The following is a 21,356-nucleotide window of genomic DNA, read 5'->3' as shown; positions in this document are numbered from 1 at the left end:
ACTATGTTGTATCTGTGATTTTTTCTATCTGTTTACCTGTAGCTTATACTAAAAATAAACACGCATCAGTTAAAGTTCTCGACGCGTGTTTTTGATTTATTAAACAGGCCCTTTGTGAGGCCCTATGAATAATGATTTAGTTACATATTTTCTTCGTTACCTGGTGAAACTTTTTTACTTCCTGTGATTTCTTGTGTAAGTGTATCTATACTACTTTTAACGTTGCCTTTTCCAGAGAAATTTTCAATTAACTCTTTTACATCAATACCTGATGATGCTTTTAATGATTCTTGTAATGTTGCCATCAGGTCTGTAGCATATCCTGTCACTTTATTAGCCCCACCGTTTGAACCATTGCCGCCTGTGTCTACAACTGTAATTTTATCAATATTAGCAAGTGGACTAGCTACTTCTTTTGCATAGGCAGGAAGCATCTGTAGGATCATATCAAGGATTGCAGCCTGACCATACTGTTCAAACGCCTCCGCAATTTTTTGTTTCGCTTCCGCTTCAGCTAGACCTTTAAGACGGATAACGTCTGCTTCAGTTTCCCCTTGCGCACGCTGAGCATCTGCTATCGCAAGTCCATCAATACGGACTTTTTCAGCTTCTGCTTTTGCCATTGCTTCAATGCGGTATTTGTTTGCATCTGCTTCAGCATACTGTTTTGCTTTATCAGCAGCTGCTGCTTGTTCAACTGCATAACGATCCGCATCTGCTTTCTTTTTAACCTCTGAGTCATATTGCTTTTCACGACGTAAAATTTCTTTTTCCTCAAGTTCGATTTGTTTCTGCCTTTCAATAATTTGCACTTGCATTTGTTGTTCTGTAACTTCTTGTTTTGATCTTGCTTCTTCTAGATGGTATGCCTGATCTGCGCGTGCTTTGGCACTGTCTTGTTCGCGGCGATATTCTGCCATTTTTAATTGATTAAGTTTTTCAGCTTCCGCTATCTCTGTCGCACGCTCTAATTCCGCTTTCTTGGCATCCTTTGCAGCTTCAGCACGCTTAATCCGAGTTTCTTTATCTGCCTCAGCTGTTGCGATATCGGCATCACGTTTTACTTGGGCGATACGAGGCTTTCCTAATGAATCTAAGTATCCATTTTTATCTCGAACATCTTTGATTGTAAATGAAACAATCACTAATCCCATTTTCGCTAAATCCTGAGAAGCAACACGTTGAACCTCTTGCGAGAATTTTTCACGATTTTTATAAATCTCCTCAACTGTCATTGAACCGAGGATTGAACGGAGATGACCTTCTAGAACCTCTCTTGCTTCATTTTCACGGTCTTGCTTTGATTTCCCTAGGAACTGCTCAGCAGCTGTAGCAATTTGGTTAATGGTACCACCGATTTTAATAATCGCAGTACCGTCTGCCATTACTGGGACGCCTTGTTCTGTATAGACCTCTGGCGTTGAAACATCTAGTTTACTAGATAATAGACTTAGTGGTGCTGCCTGTTGAAAGACTGGCAGTATAAAGGTACCACCACCACGGACGATTTTAATTCTGTTTCCTGATTCATCGACATGGACGTTTTTCCCACCTAAATAGCTTCCTGTGACAATCAAAGCTTCATCTGGCCCGGCAGTACGATACTTAGTTATAAAAACCCCAATTAGAACTAGTAGTAAAAAGACTGCTATACCTACAATAATAAAAATGGATGACATGGTTCTCCTCCTCGTATATTTACTAATTTTTCCTCTATACACTTACCTTAATCAAAGTTATCGTGTGGAATGACATACAAAACACCATTTTTTCCATCAATATCAATGACTAAAACCTTAGTATCATATGGAATTGGTTTATCGTCAAAGCTTTTTGCAGACATGGCAATTGTCCCGCTATTCCCTTCTATGACAACCTCTCCAAAGCCGTCTTCTGGAATAGATATGATAACTTTGCCGATTCTTCCTTTTAAATCATCATCTTTAAGAGCTATCGATTCTTCGGCTGAAGCTAATGGAATAAGCACAAAAACATTAAGTATAGTTACTAGAATTAATGCGAAAACGATTGATAGTAAAAAGATAATGAAACTATTTATTGGTGATAATTTTTCAAATAAATATCCAGTAGCACTAACGATCGTAATAAATGCTAAAATTAATGTTGGATTAAACATCCCATCAGGACTTGCATCAAATAGCCCATCTAAAATATCCCCAAAAAGGATATAGAGAAGTGTCAAAGCACCTCCTATTATTAATCCAAATATATATAGATCCTGTAATGAATAACCGAAAATCTCCATGACATTATTCCTTAGATTTATTTTCTTGTACTCTTGCTTTAAGTTCTTCTAACTCTCTATCTACCTGTGTATTAGTATCAAGCTTTGATAATTCATCCTCTAATGTGAAAGTTGAGATACGCATATCCTCACTAGTGTCTGCCTCGGCCTCAAATCGAAGAATTTTCTCTTCCATTCTTTCAAACCCTTTTTTCGAACCTTCACTGTTTAAAGACGATAATGTATGGTTTGCTTTCGTTCGTGCTTTAGCAGAATTGGCTCTGGTTTTCAGTGATTGTTTTTTCAACTCCAATTCACGATACTCGACCTTCATCTCTTTTAGTTTTGACTTCATATCCTCAACATTTTTTACCGTCTCACTATGCAATGACTTTAATTGTATTAGTTCCTCTGACACTTTTCTTTTGTCTACTAGAGCCTTTTTAGCTAGTTCCTCATTACTAGTTTCTAGTGCTTGCATCGCTTGTTGTTCTCTTTTAGTAACTAATCCTTCTGTATCTGCAACTTTTTTATTTAATAGCTTTTCATCCGCCATTACCTTTGCTGTTGCTGCCTCTATTTCTCCTATGTCTCGTTCCATTTCACGTAAATATTGATCAAGCATTTTTTCTGGGTCTTCTGCTTTATCAATCATCGCATGCATTTCAGAACTAACTACAGTCTTTACCCTTTTGAAAAACTCAAACATCGGTCATTCCTCCTTATGAATTGGATTATGTCCTAAATGATCAACTTTTACCATTATATGTCTTTTAATAAACCATATAACGATTTATTGTGATCTACACTACTATGTACGAATAATCGACAAAAAGGTTTCAAAATTATTGGATTATGTTTAAATTTTCCTTTTATTCAAACGATTTGAAGGTATCAACTAATTGAACTTTTTGTGAACGTTGTCTAAGGTGTGATTTAAATCACTACTTTTACAAACTTTTTTTCCTATAATCACAGGGGTAATGGAAATATCCTTGATTTTATCTGGGATATCATCAATGAATAGGAGTGAGTTACAATATGCTATCTACACAGTCGATCGAAACAATAAAATCAACTATACCAGTTTTAGAAGTTCATGGTGAAGAAATAACTAAGCATTTTTATGAAATGTTGTTTTCTAATCATCCTGAGTTATTAAATATTTTTAACCATGCGAATCAAAAACAAGGCAGACAACAAAAAGCATTAGCCAATACTGTTTATGCAGCTGCAAAATATATTGATAACCTTGAGGCAATTATTCCAGTTGTAAAACAAATTGCCCATAAACATCGTAGTTTAGGAATCAAAGCTGAACATTACCCAATTGTCGGGAAACATTTACTTTTAGCAATAAAAGATATACTTGGTGATGCTGCAACAGATGAAATTTTATCTGCTTGGGAAGAGGCTTACGGGGTTATCGCTGATGCCTTTATTAGCATCGAAGCAGAAATGTATGATGAAGCAAAAACACAGCATGGGGGCTGGGATGGCTTTAGAGAATTTACCATAGCTAAAAAGGTAGAAGAAAGTAATGTAATCACTTCTTTCTATTTAACACCTAGTGATGGCAAATCTATCGCAGATTTCTTACCAGGACAATATATAAGCTTACAATTTACAATTCCAGGTGAAGAAAACACACATATTCGCCAATATAGTTTATCTGACTCACCAGGTAAAGACTATTACCGTATCACTGTAAAACAAGAGGAAAGCGGAAATGAAACTATTCCAGATGGAAAAGTATCTACTTACCTACATGAAGGGGTTCAAGAAGGTGATATTATAATGGTAAGTGCACCTGCAGGAGACTTCATTTTAGATATGGATCATTCAAAACCGGTTGTATTAATAAGTGGAGGCGTTGGTATAACACCAATGCTAAGTATGCTAAATACTATTGTAGAAAAACAACCAAATCGACAGACAATATTCATCCATGCTGCTATTAATAGTAAGTTTCATGCTATGAGAGAATATATTCATGGTTTAGCAAAAGAAAATCAGAATATCCATTCTCATGTGTGCTACCAATCTCCAACCGATGATGATCGAAAACTAGACCTTTTTGATAAAGAAGGCTATGTTGACATAGATTGGCTAAAGTCTATTTTAAAAGTTGAACAAGAAGCAGACTATTACTTCTGTGGACCTGTTCCGTTTATGAAAGCAATTTATTCTATCCTTACACAATTAAATATCGCTGAGGAAAATATTCATTATGAGTTTTTCGGCCCACAAGGAAGTCTTGTCGACTGACTCTATCAAGAAAAGCGCAGGGCGCCCGGAGCTAGGTACCAAAACTAGGTAATTTTTTTCCTTTCTTACCTTAAGTAAAGGTGCTGTTCAAACAGCACCTTTTACTTTGTGATTCTTAGTTAATCATCATCACGCTTTTTATCTTTTCCCTTGCCATTTCCACGCTCTCTACCCTGTTTCCCTTTTTCCTTTTCTTTTCGATTATTATTTTCCTTTTTCTCAGTATTTTTTTCAATTGTCCTTTGAATAGGTTGAGGCTTTTGATAGACAGGAAGGTTAAATGAACTACTCGGTGTGTTTTCTAGAGCAGCATTCATAATTTCTTTAAAAATAACCGAAGCTGTAGCTCCGCTTGTTGTTGTGAGATAATGGTCTTTATCCGTTTTGTCATAGCCTAGCCAAATTGCTCCAACAACGTTAGGAGTATATCCAACAAACCATTGGTCTTTTACCCCATTTATTCCGCTGATCGGCACTTGTGTTGACCCTGTTTTTCCAGCCAACTCTCTCCCATTTAATTTCGCATTTTTCCCAGTGCCTTCGTCAACGACTCCTTTAAGCATATAAGTCATCCGCTGGGCAACTTCAGGACTTGTGACCTGAATAGGCTCTTCTTCCCATACTGCAAGTCGATTGCCTTTTGTATCAATAATCTTTGTTATAGCATGTGCTTCATTTCTCACACCATTATTCGGGAAGGTAGAATATGCTTCAGCCATTTGCAATGGCGAGACACCATTTTGTAATCCACCAAGGGCTAAGGCTAAACTTTGATCTTCCTCTGATAATGGGATTCCAAACCTCTCAACTGCATTAACTCCATTTTTTAACCCTATTTTTTGAAGTGTCCATACAGCTGGAATATTATAAGAATATTTAACAGCATCATACATGGTAACTGTTCCTTTATAGCTGTTGCTATAATTACTTGGTTGATAGCCATTAAAACTCATTGGTAAATCTGGAAGCTCTTCAAACACACTAAACCCACTTTCAAGAGCAGGTGTATATGCAGCTAAAGGCTTCATTGTTGATCCTGGCTGTCTTTCTAATTGTGTAGCATAGTTAAACCCTCTGAAAACATGTTTCCCACGGCCACCAACAATCGCACTAATTCCACCTGTTTTTGGATTTAAAAGTACAAATCCACTTTGAATCAACTGATCCTTTGCGCTTTTGGGGAATAAACTTTCATTTTGATATACCTTTTCAACTGTCCCTTGCATTTGCTGGTCTAACTCCGTATAAATGTGCAATCCACCTGAAAGAATTTCATTTTGGGTTAACCCATATTTTTCAATAGCCTCTTCAATAATATGGTCAACATAATACGGATATTGACCTTCATAGGGATCAAGCTGTTTTCCTTGTAATACGATTTCCTGAGCCTTTGCTTGATTCATTTCCTCTTCTGTAATAAATTCATTATTTTTCATTAGTTGTAGAACTAGGTCTCTTCTCTCAATCGACTCTTCATAATTTTTTAATGGTGATAGCCTTGAAGGCGCCTTAACTAATCCTGCTAAAATGGCTGCTTCACTTACAGTAAGATCCCAAACCGCTTTACCAAAATAAGTTTCCGCTGCATTACGAATGCCCCAAGCACCTTCTCCAAAATAAATTTGGTTTAAATACATTTCGATTATTTCATTTTTAGAATATTCTCTTTCAATCTTTTGCGCCAAAAAGAACTCTTCAATTTTTCTTCCTAGTGTTTGATCAGGAGTTAAAAAAACATTTTTTGTAAGCTGCTGGGTAATCGTGCTTCCACCTTCAACGACTCGACCAGCTTTTATATTTTCAAGTAAAGCACGAAATATGCCAATATAATCTACACCAGGGTGTTCGTAGAAACGATGATCCTCAACTGCTAATACAGCTAAAATGACATGATCTGGAATCTTCTCAAATTCAATTCCTTTAATTTTCGAATTTGTTAACGTACTAGCCACTTCACCTTGACTATCATAAATGATTGTAGGCTGTGGCAAAACATTTTTTAAGCCACTTATATCTCTTGTGTTGATATAGGTATTCACAGTAAAAATGACAGTCAAAATACCAATTAACAAACCGAAAAGGATTATTTTTTTTAAGCTTATATATTTCCACCATACATTCTTTTCACGTTTTTTTTTCATACGTAATCCTCCAAAAAGAGTCTCTAAGCTGCAAAATATAGACAGTATATATATATTCGAACGACGCACTCCTTTTATGGGGATATAGAGAAATTAGATTAATTACTATGCAAATTTTTTTGAAGGACATTGTGATAAAATTGGTATAAATAAGAAAAGCACAGGGCGCCCGCCTTTCGGTGACAAGCATAAGACGAGCCCTGACTAAAGGCGTTTTTTGCCTTCGGGAAGAGACTAGCTTATACCATAGGTCCGATGGCGCCCGGAGCTAGACGTAGATAGACAAAGACACGAAGTTATACACAACCTTACAATTTTATAAATTCCTAAACAATGAAAAAGGCGTGCAATCTGACAACAGATTTGACACCTCTTTGACACCCATAAATAAAAATAAAGAACGAACCCACAAGGACCAAGAGATGAGGAAATCAGCATGGTTTAATAAATAAGCGGAGAAATTTCTCTTAATTACGAAATAGCACTTAAAATAGCTTAAATAGACGGAAGAATTCCGACTATTTACACAAAAAACGTCAAAATGGATCATTTTGCATTGCTTAAGCGGAAAACCTCCGCTTATATACCCCGAACCAAGCCTTATTACGCAGTTTAACCGGAAAATCTCCTCTTATTTTAACTATCACTGGGTACTAAATATAGGATGAGTTCTGATGTATTTAGAAATTTCATAAAATTGACATATCAATTGACATTTAATTTTGAGTGTCCAATAAGCATTGTCCTTTAAATTTATTTTGTCATTAGTGGTTTTATTTTACTATAAGAGGTATTATAAATCCCTATATAAAAGGAAATGGCATACATCGATTCATATGCCATTTCTAATGTCAATTTTCCGTTATGCACCTCAAAACGGAACGGTTTATTCTTTTGCGACAGCGTTATTCTTTTCCTTAATCATGCCAAAAACCTTGTGTTCATGCGGACTTTCTTGTTTTTTGTTCCGATTAAAATAAGGGATAAATCGTATTGTTGCTAGGTGCGAAACCCAAGTTATTATTATCCAAGCACTTTTTTTGAATGAAAAGTATTTAGTTTACTTCATTAGCAGCATGTATTTTCTTGTTCAATTTCTGTTACAGAACAACACGAAGCAGATTGACTAACTTCAACTTCTTTAATTTCGCCATTACAGCAATCTGTTTTTTTAATGTCAACTATACAACACTCTTTGTTTGAACCCTTTGTATACATATTCAAATACCTCCTCTAAGGGCTTATAATTAAATCTAGTAAGATTGGCAGCAACTAAAGCATTTCGTGGTTGTTTGTGCTTTCTTAGGTAAACTGGACATTCTGATAATTTTTAACAACCCTTCTTTAAAATATGATCCGTTAACCTCTTTCATATTAGTAAACTTCCAAGCTTCATTTGCTTTTAATTCAATCTCTGCTTGTTTTTGCTTTGACATTATTTCCGCCTGATAATATAACATTTAGACAACTCCCTATTTGTTAGTTATTAAATCAAAAAAAATTGATTTATAAAGTAAAAATATAGATGATATGGATGTATGAAGCTATTTATTTTTCATTTAATCAATTTTTCTTGATCTAAGATTATTATATATCCATATTATTAAATCAAAAAAAATTGATAAATTTTAACTATTTTCCTGAACTATAAACAAACGCCTGTTTATTTTTTAAATACCTTGATATGATTGACCCAATCGCCAATAATCAAACGTTTGTTTAAAACTTCATGGCATAAGAAAAGCGAAAGTCGCGCCCGCCTATCGGCGACAAGCATATGACAAGCCCTGACTGAATGCGTTTTTTGCCTTCGGGAAGGGATTGAATTATGACCTCAGGTCCGATGGCTCCCGGAGCTAGACACTAAAACTAGGTACAAACTTTTATACTTTCTTATCTTTAAACAAACTACCACTTTGGTGCTACTTATATAAGTTCTTCTTTTGTCGCGGATTTGGAAAATAATACACAAATACGATTAATACCAACCCAAATAAAAATAGATAAAGAGGAAATCCATGTGTGAGCATTATGAAAAATTCTTGAATGTTAAATTGTTGACTATGGAAATTATATGTATTGAGCTGGAAGATGATTTGAATTACCCCAACTACCTTTAAGTTAATGGCGATAAAGATAACGAATAGCTTCAAAAAGACATTCTCCATTATGAATCGAACCTTCCAAAAAAGATTTGTTAGTAATAATATATGCTAGTCCTTGTAAGCTAGTACGATATTGGAAAAGTATCCTATTATTCCTTCTTATACGTTATGTGGTGTTTCTCTGTCTATACGATTCACCTTTTTTCCCTCCAAACACAATCGTTTTGTTTTATTTTGTACAAAAAACAGATTATCTATGTAATTATCATCTAGCAAAATTTATTAACTCCTAATTGGTATCACACTAAAAAATTTATTGAAAAACCTATATATGCTGCAAGTAACCCTAATAAAATTGACAAACTTACATATAGAATCGCTTTCTTTTTAAATCCTGCATTAAGAAGCATAATTGTTTCATAACCAAAAGTTGAAAATGTTGTAAATGCACCCATAAACCCAATACCAAATAAATACCATGCCCATTCTGAAAGTTGGTTTGATAAATAATTTCCTGCTAGTAGGCCTAGCAAAAAGGATCCAATCAGGTTTATTGTAAATGTACCTAAAGGGAATTTCCCTTGATAATTTTGATTTACAACTAGTCCTATATAAAAGCGAGCAATAGCCCCAAGGCTTCCGCCAATACCAATAAGTGCTATCATACATCCTCACCTTTTTCACTTATTTGCTTCAAAGCTAGCTTAAAACCAATCAGAGACGCAACTAGACCCAATCCTACATTTAAAGCAATATTGGTAATAGCAAATAAATAGTGATTTTCAGCTAACATAAACAACGTTTCTACTGAAAAGGTTGAAAAGGTCGTAAACGATCCAGTAAAACCTGTTCCGATCAATGGTACCAAGGTAGATTTACGTTTGAAGCTTCCATTTGCAAACGGTAAAAACCACCCCAAAAATAAACAGCCTGCGATATTTACGAAAAGGGTACCTGCTGGAAATCCATTTTCAGTTATTAGCCATTCCCCTAAACTAAATCTAGTAATAGAACCAAAAAAACCACCAATAAGAAGTAAAGTCACTATTTTAAAGTTCATTTTATTTATCAATCATGACTGGACAATCTACCCGTTTTGCCACTTTATGACTAACACTACCCAGTATCATTACTTGCAAGCGTCCCAGTCCTCTACTACCTATTATCACGAGGTTATATTTATTTTCGTTAGCATGTTGAACGATCGTCGGGCCAGGTTCCCCTTTGACAATCTTAACTTCATACTTACTATTGTTCTTCTTAAAAATCTCTTCAGTTGACCAAAGTTTTTTGTATCGATTTTCTCTAATTGCTTCAATGCTACCTTCTGATAATACATCTGCTTTAGATGTCGAACTATCAACAACATATAGGATTGTAACCATCGCTTCTGTTTGCACTTTTGCAATAAACGCTGCTTTTTCTGCTGCACGTAGTGCATTTTTTGACCCATCAGAGGCTAGTAATATTTTATTAAACATCTAATCACTCCTACTAAAAGTACCATTACCTTTATCATATACAATAATTGTATTTGAACCAATAGATTCTTATATATACAAATCTAACATTTGGATATATAAGAAAAGCGCAGGGCGCCCGCCTATCGGCGACAAGCATAAGACAAGCCGGCTGGAAGGTTGTTCTTTACCTTCCGGACGGATTGGCTTATGACCTCGAGTCGATGGCGCCCGGAGCTAGACACTAAAACTTGGTACAAATTTTTATACTTTCTTATCTTTTAAGAAAAAAAGATGCCTGTACACTCAAGCATCTTTACTATCTAATTATCTATTAAATTCGGGTATAGTACCTTAAAGCACTTTACTTAAAAAGGATTTTGTTCGTTCATGCTGTGTATTTTCAAATAATTCTTTAGGTTCATTCTCTTCAACAATATAGCCGCCATCCATGAATATTACCCTGTCTCCTACTTCACGAGCAAAGCCCATTTCATGTGTAACTACAACCATGGTCATACCATCTTTGGCTAATTGCTTCATTACTTCAAGAACCTCTCCAACCATTTCAGGGTCTAGTGCAGAGGTAGGTTCATCAAATAGCATAATTTTAGGCTCCATTGCTAAAGCGCGCGCAATAGCTACACGTTGTTTTTGTCCCCCTGAAAGTGAATCTGGATACGCGTCCGCCTTTTCTGCTAAACCAACTTTACGAAGTAGTTCTAATCCTAGTTTTCTAGCTTCATCTTCCCTTAGCTTTTTTACTTTCATCGGGGATAACATTATATTTTCAATGACAGTTTTATGTGGAAATAAATTAAATTGCTGAAAAACCATTCCTACATCTGTCCGAATTTTATTAATATCTGTCTTTTTATCTGTGATATCAATTCCTTCAATATACACCTTTCCATCCGTAATTGACTCCAACAGATTTAAGCACCTTAAAAAGGTTGACTTCCCTGAACCTGATGGACCTATAACAACAACTACTTCTTGAGGTTTTATTGTCACATTAATATCCTTTAATACTTCGTTTTCACCAAACGTTTTCTTTAAGTTCTCGACAGTAATCATTCTGTTGCCAACCTTCTCTCAAGACGATTTAGGAAAAAGCTTAAAGTTAGAGTTAATACTAAGTAAAGGAGGGCTGCTGTTAAATAGGGCTCCCACACCTTATAATATTGACCTTGCATCGCTCTTCCCCAATACATTAATTCTGGAGCAGCAATAAAGGCGGCAAGTGAAGATTCCTTTATTAGGACAATAAATTCATTTCCAAGTGGTGGGATCATTCGTTTTGTTGCTTGTGGTAAAATAATATATCTCATTGCCTGGAGGTGGTTCATTCCTAATGAACGAGCAGCCTCCATCTGTCCCTTATCTATCGAGAGTATCCCAGCTCTAAATATTTCTGCAATATATGCTGCTGCATTCAAGGAAAGGGCTATAATAGCAGCGGCAATTGCATTTGTTTGTCCTATAATTGCAGGAACGAGACCAAAATGAATTAATAATATCTGTACGATAAATGGCGTTCCACGAAAAAATGTAATATACGCTACAAATGGAAATGCAACCAGTTTATTCTTAACCATTTTGCCTAAGCCAATTGCCAGTCCTAGTAAAGTACCAATCAAAATTCCTGCAAGCGATAATCCAATTGTTAAGAGTGTTCCTTTCAGAAAGAAAGGCCCATATTCATATATTAAGTCAAAGCGAAAATCCATACTCTCTTTCCCTCTCCTTTATGATCATAGATGCCCATTATGTTGAAGCCTATTTTTAGTTTAACTTTTTAAGTTAAAAATTGCGTAACATACACTATAATGTTACGCAATTTTATAAATTTATCCCGCATTAACGGGCAGTAAGAACCCACTTTTAAAACTTAGAGAATTCGAAGAAGTTTCAGTGGGAATCTTACTGCCCGTAAACACCCGACGATGATCACGTTGTGCAAGTAAGGCGTAGCGCAAAAGACGTGCGCGCCCCTGGCGTTATAAGTTCAACTAACGCTAAAGTGGGGATGAAAGAAAACCCCAACTGAGGGAAGTTTCCTTTATTGTTGACTTTTTAAGTTATCTATGTCTGGGTCTGAGCCAAACCAATCGTTATAAATTTCTGCATATTTACCATTTTCAAATACTTTGTTTATAGCTTCATCAAATTCAGCTTTTAATTCGCTGCCCTTTGGAAACATTAATCCATAGTATTCTGCTTCAAAACTACCTGTATCTTCAACTACTATTAATTTTTCGCTAGGGTTGTTTTTTACATATTCCTCAATAACAGTATTGTCAGCTACTACTGCATCAGCTCCACCAGCTAGTAATTCCATAATTGCGAGGTTATTATTCTCGAATTTTTTTATGTTACTGTTATTTGTCCCAAATAGAGACTCTATTGCGTCTGCACCTGTCGTACCATTCTGTACTGCAACTATTTTACCTTCAAGGTCTGCAGCACTCTTAATATCACTGTTTTCCGGTACTAAAATTTTGTTTGTTGAAAGGAAATACGGTACTGAAAAATCATATGTTTGTTTACGATCATCATTGATTGTAATAGCTGAAATACCAAAATCAGCGATTTCATCTTCGACTTCTACAAATACTGGATCCCAGCCGACATTCACGATATTAATTTCATATCCCGCCTCTTTAGCAACTGCTTCAATAAAATCAACATCAAATCCAACTAATTCACCTTTGTCCAAATATTCAAATGGTGCATAAGCAGCGTCTGTTACAACCTTTAATGTTTTCTTTTCTGTAGTATCACCAGTTTGGTCATCAGTTTGATCACTAGTTCCACACGCTGTGATAATTAACATGGCTAAAAATAAAAATAATGTCAATAGTTTTTTCAAAGATATTCCCCCTAATGTTTCTTATTATTAATTCTAATATTTCTGACAATTAATTATAACCTTGTATTCTCCAGATTTAAAGTAATTCGTTTAAGATAATTAAATCCAAAAAATTTCCGATTAATTTCGACATTATTTATTATATAGTAAATAGACTTATAATTCAAATACAAGAAGAATAAAATTTTTAATGTAGTTATTCGTTAATGCGTTAAAAGAATGTAGAAAGGCACAGGGCGCCCGCCTATCGGCGACAAGCATAAGACTAGCCGGCTGGAAGGTTGTTCTTTACCTTCCGGACGGATGGTTTATACCATAGAGTCGATTGCGCCCGGAGCAAGACACGAAAACTAGGTACAAACTTTTATACTTTTAAAAAAAAGCCTTCGCTCCCTTAGGTGGCATTTAATTTAACAATAGGATTTACTACTTGCATCTGGTCTGAATAAACAACATAGTTCTTCAGATAACAGATGGTTTACTTCTCTTTCATTTAACTCATAATAGCTCCAAGTACCTTTTGTAACCTTTATTAACAGGTCGGCATCGAATAAAATCCTTAAATGGTATGATAGCTTTGATTGGGGCATGTCAACAATATCCGAGAGATCGCACACACAGACACTGCCACGTTTTACTATTTCATTCATAATCCTAAGCCGCTTTTTATCAGCTAGAGCTTTAAACTTTAATTCGTACTTTGCAAATGTTTTTTCAAAAGAAACATCGGTTAGTTCGATTTCCTTCATCTTTATCACCCTTCAAAATTCCATCATTACTTCTATTTTATCAAATTTAATTGATGAGGCAACATTGGATTTTGATTTATCATTAATTTATGTCCAACACGTAAGGGACGGTAAAACCCCTACTGATTGAAGTTTCCCTTTATTAATTTGTATAATTATCTTTATACCAATCAGCCGCAGCCTCTACTTCTGAGCGAGATAATTGATGCCCATTATTTTCCCAATGAATTGAAGCCTTTGCTCCAGCATGTTCTAACAGCAATTGCAAATCCGTTGATTCTTCAGCAGGACAAATTGGGTCATTCTTTCCTGCAGTAATAAAGACAGGTGTTCCATTATGTTGAGGCAATTCAATCCCTCTCCTAGGGACCATAGGGTGATGAAGAACAGCACCTGCAAGGGCATCACTGTAATGGAATAACAAGCTACCAGCAATATTTGCACCATTAGAATATCCGATAGCAACTACATTGTCTCTGTCAAACCCATGTTCTTTAGCTGCATTATCTAAAAACTCTTTTAGCTCTTTTGTACGAAAAATAAGATCTTCTTCATCAAATATCCCCTCTGCTAATCTGCGAAAAAATCGAGGCATGCCATTTTCTGAAACATTTCCTCTCACACTCAGTACAGAAGCTGTCCCATCAATCAATCCCGCTAATGGTAATAAATCTTGTTCATTTCCACCCGTACCATGAAGCAACAATAACGTTGGTTTCCTCAAGTCTTGTCCTTTTTGAAAAATATGTTTCATTATGTTCTCCTCCTTTTTTTGGTTGTGGTTAAAATATAAGCCCAAAAATTGGCTGTTTTCTCTAAATCGAGATCTTCGTCTAAAAAAAATTATTTTTTTTCTTGTAAGCCTAGCTTCTTTAGAAGCTCAATCATTACCTTCTTTTCTTCTAATTCTAAACCAGAAAAAATTTGGTGTACTTCCTGTTCATGCTTTGGGAAAATTTCCTTCATTAGTTCTTTACCTGCATTAGTTAATGAAGCATAGATGACACGACGGTCTTTTGGACAGGATACACGTTCTAATAGTTTTTTCTTTTCTAATTTATCTACAACATACGTGATGCTCCCACTTGCTAATAAAACCTTCTTACCTATATGCTGTATCGGTTGATCACCTTTATGGAATAGCAATTCAAGGACAGCAAACTCAGTAGGATTTAATCCATAGGTTTTTATATCTTTTTCAATTAAGTCGGCAATTGTACGATTAGCCCGGGAAAGTACAATAAATAATTTTAATGATAAACCTGAATCATTATCTTTTTGTAACTCCATTTTAACCAATCCTTTATTCTTTTTATCTCGAATTCGAGATAATTTTATTATAATATAAAATATATTGTCAACGCAATCCTTAAAAATATTCTTTTGCAAATTCCTCTCTGATTTGGTCTTTGTTCACTTACCATCTAATCCATCATCCACTTTTCTCTCATAATAAATCCATAAAGATTTTTGAATAGCAAAGTAGCATTTTGAGAAATAATAATCATTGGATAAATATTTGGGAAGGGAGATAAAATGAAACTTTCAAAACCTATAACAATCGTCTGTATTTTATTAATAATTATGTCTTTACTTCCTACTAAGGGACATGCTATAGCAGCGAATGGTGCGATCCTTATGGAACAGCATTCAGGGAGAGTTCTATATGAAAAGAACGCACATACACCGATGCGAATTGCCAGTATAACTAAAATAATGACTGCCATTCTTGCAGTTGAATCGGGAAAATTAGATGATTTTGTAAAGGTTAGTCATAAAGCAGCACATACTGAAGGTTCCTCACTCTATCTTCAACCAAATGAAAAAGTGAAGCTACTCGATTTAACGTATGGATTAATGCTTCGATCAGGAAATGATTCAGCAGTGGCAATCGCTGAACATGTTGGCGGAAGCTTACCTAAATTTGTACAGATGATGAATGATAAAGCTAAGGAATTAGGTATGAAGCAAACCGTGTTCGCCAATCCTCATGGGTTAGACGATCATGAAAACCATTATTCATCTGCATACGATATGGCTTTACTAACCAAGTATGCAATGAAAAATGATACATTCGCCAAAATTTTTGGGACTAAAGAGTACACTTACACTTCCCACGACGGAGTAACTAAATCATGGATTAATAAAAACCGGTTACTAACACAGTTTTATGAATATTGTACAGGTGGAAAAACCGGCTACACAAAAAGAGCAAAGCGAACACTTGTTACAACAGCTACTAAAGATGACCTCGATTTAATTGCAGTTACCATAAATGATCGAAATGACTGGAATGACCATATGACACTTTATAATCGTGCATTTGATCAATATGATTCGGTTGAGATAGTTTTAAAAAATAAACTCGCCAAGATTAATGACCAATATTACAAAGGTAAAATCTTAACGAGAGATAGTTTTCAGTATCCAATGACTGATGAGGAAAAAAAGCATATCTCATTAAAAATCAACCTTAAAGACCCACTAACATTAGACGATAATTATAATATTAAAAACCCAATAGGCCATATAAATATATTTGTTAAGGATTTATCTATTGGTGAAGTACCTTTATATTTAACAGATTTACCGAAGGAAGAAGACACTGATAAAGGATTCTGGCAGAAGTTAAAGAAAAAATTCAGCTAATTTAAAATAAGAAAAGCACAGGGCGCTCGCCTATCGGCGACAAGCATAAGACGAGCCCTGACTGAAGGCATTCTTTGCCTTCGGGAAGGGCTTGGCTTATACCATAGAGCCGATGGCGCCCGGAGCTAGACATTAAAACTAGGTTCTAATTTTTCTTTCTTATCTTTTAAGAAAAGCGCAGGGCACCCGGAGCTAGAAACTAAGACTAGGTATAAATTTTTATACTTTTTTATCCTTTAAAAAAACCCTTAGTGACATATTATTGTAACTGGACTAACCTAAAATAGTGAGACAATATAAAACACCTCCATAATGGCAATACTTGAAATAAGTAGACATTAATCGGAGGTGTTTTTGCGTGGGCAAAAAAAATGTGTATACGAAAGAGATTAAATGGGCGGTTGTAAAAGATAAGCTTGAAGGCAAATTAACTACAAAAGAAATTATGGAGAAACACAATATTAAAAATGTATCTCAAATTAAAACATGGATGAAATTGTACAAGAATGGAGAAATGTATCGATTTGATCAGCCAATCGGTAAACAATATACTTTTGGGCATGGACCCGAATCCTTAAGCAAGGATGAGCGAATTAATAATCAACTAACTCACCTGAAAATGGAGAATGAAATCTTAAAAAAGTATTTGGCGATGAGAAAGGAGTCGATAAAAGGATAGTAGTACAATTGGTAGAAAAATTTCGTAAAAAATACACTGTTACTTCCATTTTAAAAGTTTTAGAGATCCCACGTGCTAGCTATTATCGTTGGACTAAAGGGTTTGGGGAATATCGGAATGAACATGAAGATTTGATTATTGAAATCTGCAAGGCTACCAAATATAGAAATGGTCATCGGAAAATCAGAGCTATTTTAAAGAGAGATCATCATATTCATCTTAATAGGAACACAGTTCAAAACATTATGCAGAAGCATCATTTGCAGTGTAAGGTGAAACCAAAACGTAAGTGGAAATCGCAAGGAGAAAGTGAAGTCATTGCACTTGCACCTAATATCCTAAATCGTGATTTTAGTGCAAGTAAGCCAAATGAGAAGTGGGTAACGGATATTACGTTTATCCAGTATGGCAGCGAAACATTATATCTGTCTACGATTATGGATTTGTATAATAACGAAATTGTAGATTATAAGATTTATAATCATCAACAAACACCATTAGTCATTGATACGCTGCAGGATGCTTTGGATAAACGGAATCAGCCAGAAGGAGTTATTATTCACTCTGATCAGGGAAGTGTGTATACTTCGTATACTTTTCAAAATTATGTAAAAGAACATCATTTAATAAGTAGTATGTCTAGAAGGGGAAATTGTTGGGATAATGCAGTAATCGAATCATTTCATTCAAAGGGAATTCCAATATTGTAAGTTTAATACTCTGTCTAATTTAGAAGTTGTTTCTAGGGTAAATGCATTTATGAATCATTACAATGAGGAAAGAATTCAAGAAAAATTGGGCTTTCTAACACCAAAAGAATTTGGAGCTATGGCAGCTTAAAGTGATATAGCAAACGTAAATAAATGTTCAAAGACGTGCACTTTATTTGGAGATGCGGGCATGATAGCCTAATATGGCTAAGCCAGAGTCTATTAAGACATCTGGCTTCCTGGCTAAAGAATCTATGCCCGCAGAGGCTCCAAGTAAAGTGACAAGGTGCCTGATCTAGTTTCCAGTAAAGAACCAATTATCAAATTAGTGAAAAAGTGTTAAATTTAATATGGTTAGGTGTTTTATATGTGTCTCATTTGGCTAGGTCAGTTCAAACTAAGGGTTTTTTGTTATTTTCCAGTTTCAGCAAAATTCTTAATTCTGTCACCAATCTCACCGCGGACACGCTGGAAGAAAGCCCATTTTTCTTCTTCAGTTCCCTCAGCCTTAGCTGGGTCATCAAAGCCCCAATGTTCACGTTTAACATGTGGTGGTGTCAGCGGACATTTATCGGCTGCATCACCACATAAAGTAACAACTAAATCAGCATTATTTAAGATTTCTGGATCAATAATATTAGAGGTTTGATTTGAAATGTCAATCCCGGCTTCCTTCATTGCTTTTACAGCATTCGGGTTTAAGCCATGTGCTTCAATTCCAGCACTATACACATTCCAGTCATCACCTAAATGTTTCTTCGCCCAACCTTCTGCCATTTGGCTTCTGCAGGAATTTCCTGTACATAAAAAGTAAATTGTTTTTTTAGACATAATAGTTTCTCTCCTTGTTTAGTAAAGTATTGTCAACCATATATATAAACCAACTAATGTAATGAACAAGGTTGGAATGGTTAATATAATTCCCGTTTTAAAATACGTTCCCCACGAGATCTGTACACCTTTAAGGGACAACACATGTAACCAAAGTAATGTGGCAAGAGAACCGATCGGTGTGATTTTAGGACCTAGATCAGAACCAATGATATTTGCATAAATAAGTGCTTCTCTAATCACACCACTTGTATTAGTCGCATCAATTGCCAAAGCATCAATCATAACAGTTGGCATGTTATTCATGACAGATGACAAGATTGCAGCGATAAAACCCATTCCTATTGTGGCTGCAAATAAACCTTGATCTGCTGTAATTTGAATAAGATCTGCTAATACATTGGTTAATCCAACATTTCGTAACCCGTACACAACTACATACATACCAATTGAGAAAAATACTATTGCCCATGGCGCTCCTTTAATAACTGTGCCTGTATTAACTGCAGGACTTCTTCTTGCCATGATAAGAAAGAAAATGGTGATAATCCCAGCAATTATAGAAACGGGCACTCCAATAAATTCACTTGCGAAATAACCTATAAGTAGTATTCCTAACACGACCCAAGATAACCGAAACATCTTTTCATCCTTGATGGCTTCTACTGGTTCTTTTAATTGTGACAGGTCATATTTCTTCGGTATGCTTTTTCGGAAATAAAGATATAAAACTAAAATACTTGCTCCTAAAGCAAAGAAGTTTGGAACAATCATTCTAGAAGCATATTCTAAAAAACCAATTCCAAAAAAGTCTGCTGACACGATATTTACTAGGTTACTTACAACCAAAGGCAGTGATGTGGTATCAGCTATAAATCCGCTAGCAATGATAAATGGAAATACCATCTTTTCATTAAAATTAAGATTACGAACCATTGCTAGTACTATCGGAGTTAAAATAAGTGCTGCTCCGTCATTTGCGAATAGTGATGCCACTAATGCACCTAAGATAGAAACATAAATGAACATTCGGGTTCCATTTCCTCTAGCTGATCTTGCCATATGCAGGGCAGACCATTCAAAGAAACCAATTTCATCTAAAATCAGAGAAATAATAATAATGGCGATAAAGGTGAGTGTAGCATTCCAGACGATTGAGGTCACATCGATAACGTCCCCAAAATCTACTACTCCAACAAGTAGTGCTATAATAGCGCCACCACATGCGGACCATCCTATAGATAGCCCTTTAGGCTGCCATATGATCAAGACAAGTGTAGCTAAAAAGATCAATGCTGCTAATAGAATTTCTGTCAATGTTCTAACCCCCTATGAATCACAAGAGATTCGTAATCCTTGTGCTTCTAGTTCATGTAGTTTAAAATCCTGATTTGGAAGATGCTGAAGTATATCTTGAAAGAATGGATAATATTTACTTTCTTTATTTAACGAGTAAATAATCCATTGCCCTCTTCTAGTTTCCTGTACTATACCTGCGTCCTTTAGCTTACGAAGGTGTTGACTTATAGCAGGCTGACTCGTTTTAAAAATCTCAACAAATTCACAAACACAGCAATCATTTGTATCTAACATTTTAATCATTGTCAACCTGGTCTTATCACCTAATAGCTTTAATATGGCTGCTGCCTTTTCTACCTCAATTTGCATGTAAGCACCTCCTTACGCCCTTTTGCCTATTAATATATAATGATATGCTTATATGAGTCAATTAAAAAGATCTTTTTTAGTATGTATAATTTCGTCAATACTATTCTTTACTATAATTACCTGATAATAAAAAACGACCGATATATTAGTAAAGGATTCCGTTTTGAGGTGCACATCCTATAAATGACAAGAACAAAAGCGCAAGGCGCCCGCTTATCGGCGACAAGCATAAGACAATCCGTCGGGAAGGTTGTTCTTTAACCTTCCCGACGGATTGACTTATACCATAGAGCCGATGGCGCCTGGAGCTGGACGTAGATAGACAGAGACACGAAGTTATACACAACCTTACAATTTTATAATTTCCTAAACAATGAAAAAGGCGTGCAATCTGACAACAGATTTGACACCTCTTTGACACCCATAAATAAAAAGAAAGAGTGAACCCTCAAGGACCTAGAGATGAGGGAATCAGCATGGTTTAATAAATAAGCGGAGAAATTTCTCTTAATTACGAAATAGCACTTAAAATAGCTTAAATAGACGGAAGGATTCCGACTATTTACACAAAAAACGTCAAAAAGGATCATTTTGCATTGCTTAAGCGGAAAACCTCCGCTTATATACCCCGAACCAAGCCTTATTACGTAATTTAACCGGAAAATCTCCTCTTATTTTAACGATCCCTGGGTATTAATTTAGGAGTTTACTTCTGATGTATATGGAAATGTGTAAGAATGGACATCCCAATTGACACTTAATTTTGAGTTGTCCAATAAGCATTGTCCTTTTGATTTATTTTGTCATTAGTGGTTTTATTTTACTATAAGAGGTATTATAAATCCCTATATAAATCGAGTAGAGTGAACGAATCAGAAGATTGATTCGTTCGACCCTCTCACACCACCGTACGTACGGACCCGTATACGGCGGTTCAATAATTTGAGTGTACAAACTGGTATTTTGCGGATATATCCAT

Annotated in this window: 21 protein-coding genes and 1 pseudogene; 3 read left to right on the top strand and 19 right to left on the bottom strand. The window is 35.5% G+C overall.

The genetic code is table 11. The features are described 5' to 3' along the window. Window positions 1-140: 140 nt before the first annotated feature. The 3 genes from PY093_RS09005 to PY093_RS08995 are packed head-to-tail and all read right to left on the bottom strand — an operon-like array spanning window position 141 to window position 2,954. Window positions 141-1,679 carry a flotillin family protein gene (locus PY093_RS09005; RefSeq protein ID WP_275645559.1) on the bottom strand — a complete coding sequence of 513 codons (1,539 nt, stop codon included), beginning with the start codon at window positions 1,677-1,679 and terminating at the stop codon, window positions 141-143. A gap of 47 nt (window positions 1,680-1,726) precedes the next feature. Then, window positions 1,727-2,266 carry an NfeD family protein gene (locus tag PY093_RS09000; RefSeq protein WP_275645558.1) on the bottom strand — a complete coding sequence of 180 codons (540 nt, stop codon included), beginning with the start codon at window positions 2,264-2,266 and terminating at the stop codon, window positions 1,727-1,729. A 4-nt stretch (window positions 2,267-2,270) separates the two neighbouring features. After that, window positions 2,271-2,954: a PspA/IM30 family protein gene (locus tag PY093_RS08995; RefSeq protein ID WP_275645557.1), complete on the bottom strand. Its 684-nt coding sequence runs from the start codon at window positions 2,952-2,954 to the stop codon at window positions 2,271-2,273. Between the two features lie 332 nt (window positions 2,955-3,286). Between PY093_RS08995 and hmpA the strand changes: the two genes are divergently transcribed. Continuing rightward, window positions 3,287-4,513, top strand: coding sequence for an NO-inducible flavohemoprotein (gene hmpA, locus PY093_RS08990; RefSeq protein WP_275645556.1), 1,227 nt, complete (start codon window positions 3,287-3,289; stop codon window positions 4,511-4,513). A gap of 119 nt (window positions 4,514-4,632) precedes the next feature. On the opposite strand, the gene PY093_RS08985 is transcribed toward hmpA, so the two are convergent. From PY093_RS08985 to PY093_RS08925, 13 genes are all read right to left on the bottom strand, one after another. Further along, on the bottom strand, window positions 4,633-6,654 hold the full coding sequence (locus PY093_RS08985) for a transglycosylase domain-containing protein (protein WP_275645555.1): 2,022 nt from the start codon (window positions 6,652-6,654) through the stop codon (window positions 4,633-4,635). A 1,068-nt stretch (window positions 6,655-7,722) separates the two neighbouring features. Continuing rightward, on the bottom strand, window positions 7,723-7,872 hold the full coding sequence (locus PY093_RS08980; protein ID WP_275645554.1) for a hypothetical protein: 150 nt from the start codon (window positions 7,870-7,872) through the stop codon (window positions 7,723-7,725). Between the two features lie 35 nt (window positions 7,873-7,907). Beyond that, window positions 7,908-8,114 (bottom strand): hypothetical protein, encoded by a 207-nt coding sequence (locus PY093_RS08975; RefSeq protein ID WP_275645553.1) that lies wholly within the window; start codon window positions 8,112-8,114, stop codon window positions 7,908-7,910. A gap of 462 nt (window positions 8,115-8,576) precedes the next feature. Continuing rightward, a complete protein-coding gene (locus PY093_RS08970; protein ID WP_275645552.1) occupies window positions 8,577-8,807 on the bottom strand; it encodes a YuzI family membrane protein in 231 nt (76 codons plus the stop codon). 251 nt (window positions 8,808-9,058) lie between these two features. After that, window positions 9,059-9,424: a fluoride efflux transporter CrcB gene (gene crcB, locus PY093_RS08965; protein WP_275645551.1), complete on the bottom strand. Its 366-nt coding sequence runs from the start codon at window positions 9,422-9,424 to the stop codon at window positions 9,059-9,061. Further along, the gene (gene crcB / locus PY093_RS08960; protein WP_275645550.1) at window positions 9,421-9,819 is read right to left on the bottom strand and encodes a fluoride efflux transporter CrcB; all 399 of its coding nucleotides are present in this window, start codon (window positions 9,817-9,819) and stop codon (window positions 9,421-9,423) included. Before crcB (PY093_RS08960) ends, crcB (PY093_RS08965) begins: the two co-directional genes overlap by 4 nt. Before the next feature lies 1 nt (window position 9,820). Next, window positions 9,821-10,240, bottom strand: a complete 420-nt coding sequence (locus tag PY093_RS08955; RefSeq protein WP_275645549.1) for a universal stress protein — start codon at window positions 10,238-10,240, stop codon at window positions 9,821-9,823. A 333-nt stretch (window positions 10,241-10,573) separates the two neighbouring features. Further along, window positions 10,574-11,296 (bottom strand): amino acid ABC transporter ATP-binding protein, encoded by a 723-nt coding sequence (locus tag PY093_RS08950; protein ID WP_275645548.1) that lies wholly within the window; start codon window positions 11,294-11,296, stop codon window positions 10,574-10,576. Then, window positions 11,293-11,949 (bottom strand): amino acid ABC transporter permease, encoded by a 657-nt coding sequence (locus PY093_RS08945; protein ID WP_275645547.1) that lies wholly within the window; start codon window positions 11,947-11,949, stop codon window positions 11,293-11,295. The genes PY093_RS08950 and PY093_RS08945 overlap by 4 nt, the downstream gene beginning before the upstream one ends. Window positions 11,950-12,281: 332 nt before the next feature. Continuing rightward, window positions 12,282-13,091 (bottom strand): basic amino acid ABC transporter substrate-binding protein, encoded by an 810-nt coding sequence (locus tag PY093_RS08940; RefSeq protein ID WP_275645546.1) that lies wholly within the window; start codon window positions 13,089-13,091, stop codon window positions 12,282-12,284. A gap of 410 nt (window positions 13,092-13,501) precedes the next feature. Then, window positions 13,502-13,840, bottom strand: coding sequence for an ArsR/SmtB family transcription factor (locus PY093_RS08935; protein WP_275645545.1), 339 nt, complete (start codon window positions 13,838-13,840; stop codon window positions 13,502-13,504). 142 nt (window positions 13,841-13,982) lie between these two features. Beyond that, window positions 13,983-14,594 (bottom strand): alpha/beta hydrolase, encoded by a 612-nt coding sequence (locus PY093_RS08930; RefSeq protein WP_275645544.1) that lies wholly within the window; start codon window positions 14,592-14,594, stop codon window positions 13,983-13,985. An 89-nt stretch (window positions 14,595-14,683) separates the two neighbouring features. Then, window positions 14,684-15,130 carry a MarR family winged helix-turn-helix transcriptional regulator gene (locus tag PY093_RS08925; protein WP_275645543.1) on the bottom strand — a complete coding sequence of 149 codons (447 nt, stop codon included), beginning with the start codon at window positions 15,128-15,130 and terminating at the stop codon, window positions 14,684-14,686. A 246-nt stretch (window positions 15,131-15,376) separates the two neighbouring features. Between PY093_RS08925 and PY093_RS08920 the strand changes: the two genes are divergently transcribed. Further along, window positions 15,377-16,489 carry a D-alanyl-D-alanine carboxypeptidase family protein gene (locus PY093_RS08920; RefSeq protein ID WP_275645542.1) on the top strand — a complete coding sequence of 371 codons (1,113 nt, stop codon included), beginning with the start codon at window positions 15,377-15,379 and terminating at the stop codon, window positions 16,487-16,489. 358 nt (window positions 16,490-16,847) lie between these two features. Then, a pseudogene (locus PY093_RS21410) lies at window positions 16,848-18,008 on the top strand (IS3 family transposase). Window positions 18,009-18,289: 281 nt separating this feature from the next. Here the strand turns inward: PY093_RS21410 and arsC are convergent. The 3 genes from arsC to PY093_RS08895 are packed head-to-tail and all read right to left on the bottom strand — an operon-like array spanning window position 18,290 to window position 20,377. After that, window positions 18,290-18,709, bottom strand: coding sequence for an arsenate reductase (thioredoxin) (arsC, locus tag PY093_RS08905; RefSeq protein WP_275645539.1), 420 nt, complete (start codon window positions 18,707-18,709; stop codon window positions 18,290-18,292). An 18-nt stretch (window positions 18,710-18,727) separates the two neighbouring features. Next, entirely contained in the window at window positions 18,728-20,026 is a 1,299-nt protein-coding gene (locus tag PY093_RS08900) for an arsenic transporter (protein WP_275645538.1), read from the bottom strand. A gap of 12 nt (window positions 20,027-20,038) precedes the next feature. Next, complete coding sequence (locus PY093_RS08895) at window positions 20,039-20,377, bottom strand: ArsR/SmtB family transcription factor (RefSeq protein ID WP_275645537.1); 339 nt, start codon at window positions 20,375-20,377, stop codon at window positions 20,039-20,041. Between the last annotated feature and the right edge of the window lie 979 nt (window positions 20,378-21,356).

Source organism: Cytobacillus sp. S13-E01 (assembly GCF_029193815.1).
GTDB lineage: Bacteria > Bacillota > Bacilli > Bacillales > Bacillaceae_L > Bacillus_BV.
Note: the sequence above shows the minus strand (reverse complement) of the source record. Positions and strands in the feature narration are given on the sequence as shown.

Bases quoted from the DNA above. Each gene is read 5' to 3' on its own strand.
- PY093_RS08895 (WP_275645537.1), bottom strand. From the start codon at position 20,377: ATGCAAATTGAGGTAGAAAAGGCAGCAGCCATATTAAAGCTATTAGGT.
- PY093_RS09000 (WP_275645558.1), bottom strand. From the start codon at position 2,266: ATGGAGATTTTCGGTTATTCATTACAGGATCTATATATATTTGGATTA.
- PY093_RS08925 (WP_275645543.1), bottom strand. From the start codon at position 15,130: ATGGAGTTACAAAAAGATAATGATTCAGGTTTATCATTAAAATTATTT.
- PY093_RS08955 (WP_275645549.1), bottom strand. From the start codon at position 10,240: ATGTTTAATAAAATATTACTAGCCTCTGATGGGTCAAAAAATGCACTA.
- hmpA (WP_275645556.1), top strand. From the start codon at position 3,287: ATGCTATCTACACAGTCGATCGAAACAATAAAATCAACTATACCAGTT.
- PY093_RS08950 (WP_275645548.1), bottom strand. From the start codon at position 11,296: ATGATTACTGTCGAGAACTTAAAGAAAACGTTTGGTGAAAACGAAGTA.
- PY093_RS08945 (WP_275645547.1), bottom strand. From the start codon at position 11,949: ATGGATTTTCGCTTTGACTTAATATATGAATATGGGCCTTTCTTTCTG.
- PY093_RS08930 (WP_275645544.1), bottom strand. From the start codon at position 14,594: ATGAAACATATTTTTCAAAAAGGACAAGACTTGAGGAAACCAACGTTA.
- crcB (WP_275645550.1), bottom strand. From the start codon at position 9,819: ATGAACTTTAAAATAGTGACTTTACTTCTTATTGGTGGTTTTTTTGGT.
- PY093_RS08985 (WP_275645555.1), bottom strand. From the start codon at position 6,654: ATGAAAAAAAAACGTGAAAAGAATGTATGGTGGAAATATATAAGCTTA.
- PY093_RS08975 (WP_275645553.1), bottom strand. From the start codon at position 8,114: ATGTTATATTATCAGGCGGAAATAATGTCAAAGCAAAAACAAGCAGAG.
- arsC (WP_275645539.1), bottom strand. From the start codon at position 18,709: ATGTCTAAAAAAACAATTTACTTTTTATGTACAGGAAATTCCTGCAGA.
- crcB (WP_275645551.1), bottom strand. From the start codon at position 9,424: ATGATAGCACTTATTGGTATTGGCGGAAGCCTTGGGGCTATTGCTCGC.
- PY093_RS08935 (WP_275645545.1), bottom strand. From the start codon at position 13,840: ATGAAGGAAATCGAACTAACCGATGTTTCTTTTGAAAAAACATTTGCA.
- PY093_RS08980 (WP_275645554.1), bottom strand. From the start codon at position 7,872: ATGTATACAAAGGGTTCAAACAAAGAGTGTTGTATAGTTGACATTAAA.
- PY093_RS09005 (WP_275645559.1), bottom strand. From the start codon at position 1,679: ATGTCATCCATTTTTATTATTGTAGGTATAGCAGTCTTTTTACTACTA.
- PY093_RS08920 (WP_275645542.1), top strand. From the start codon at position 15,377: ATGAAACTTTCAAAACCTATAACAATCGTCTGTATTTTATTAATAATT.
- PY093_RS08995 (WP_275645557.1), bottom strand. From the start codon at position 2,954: ATGTTTGAGTTTTTCAAAAGGGTAAAGACTGTAGTTAGTTCTGAAATG.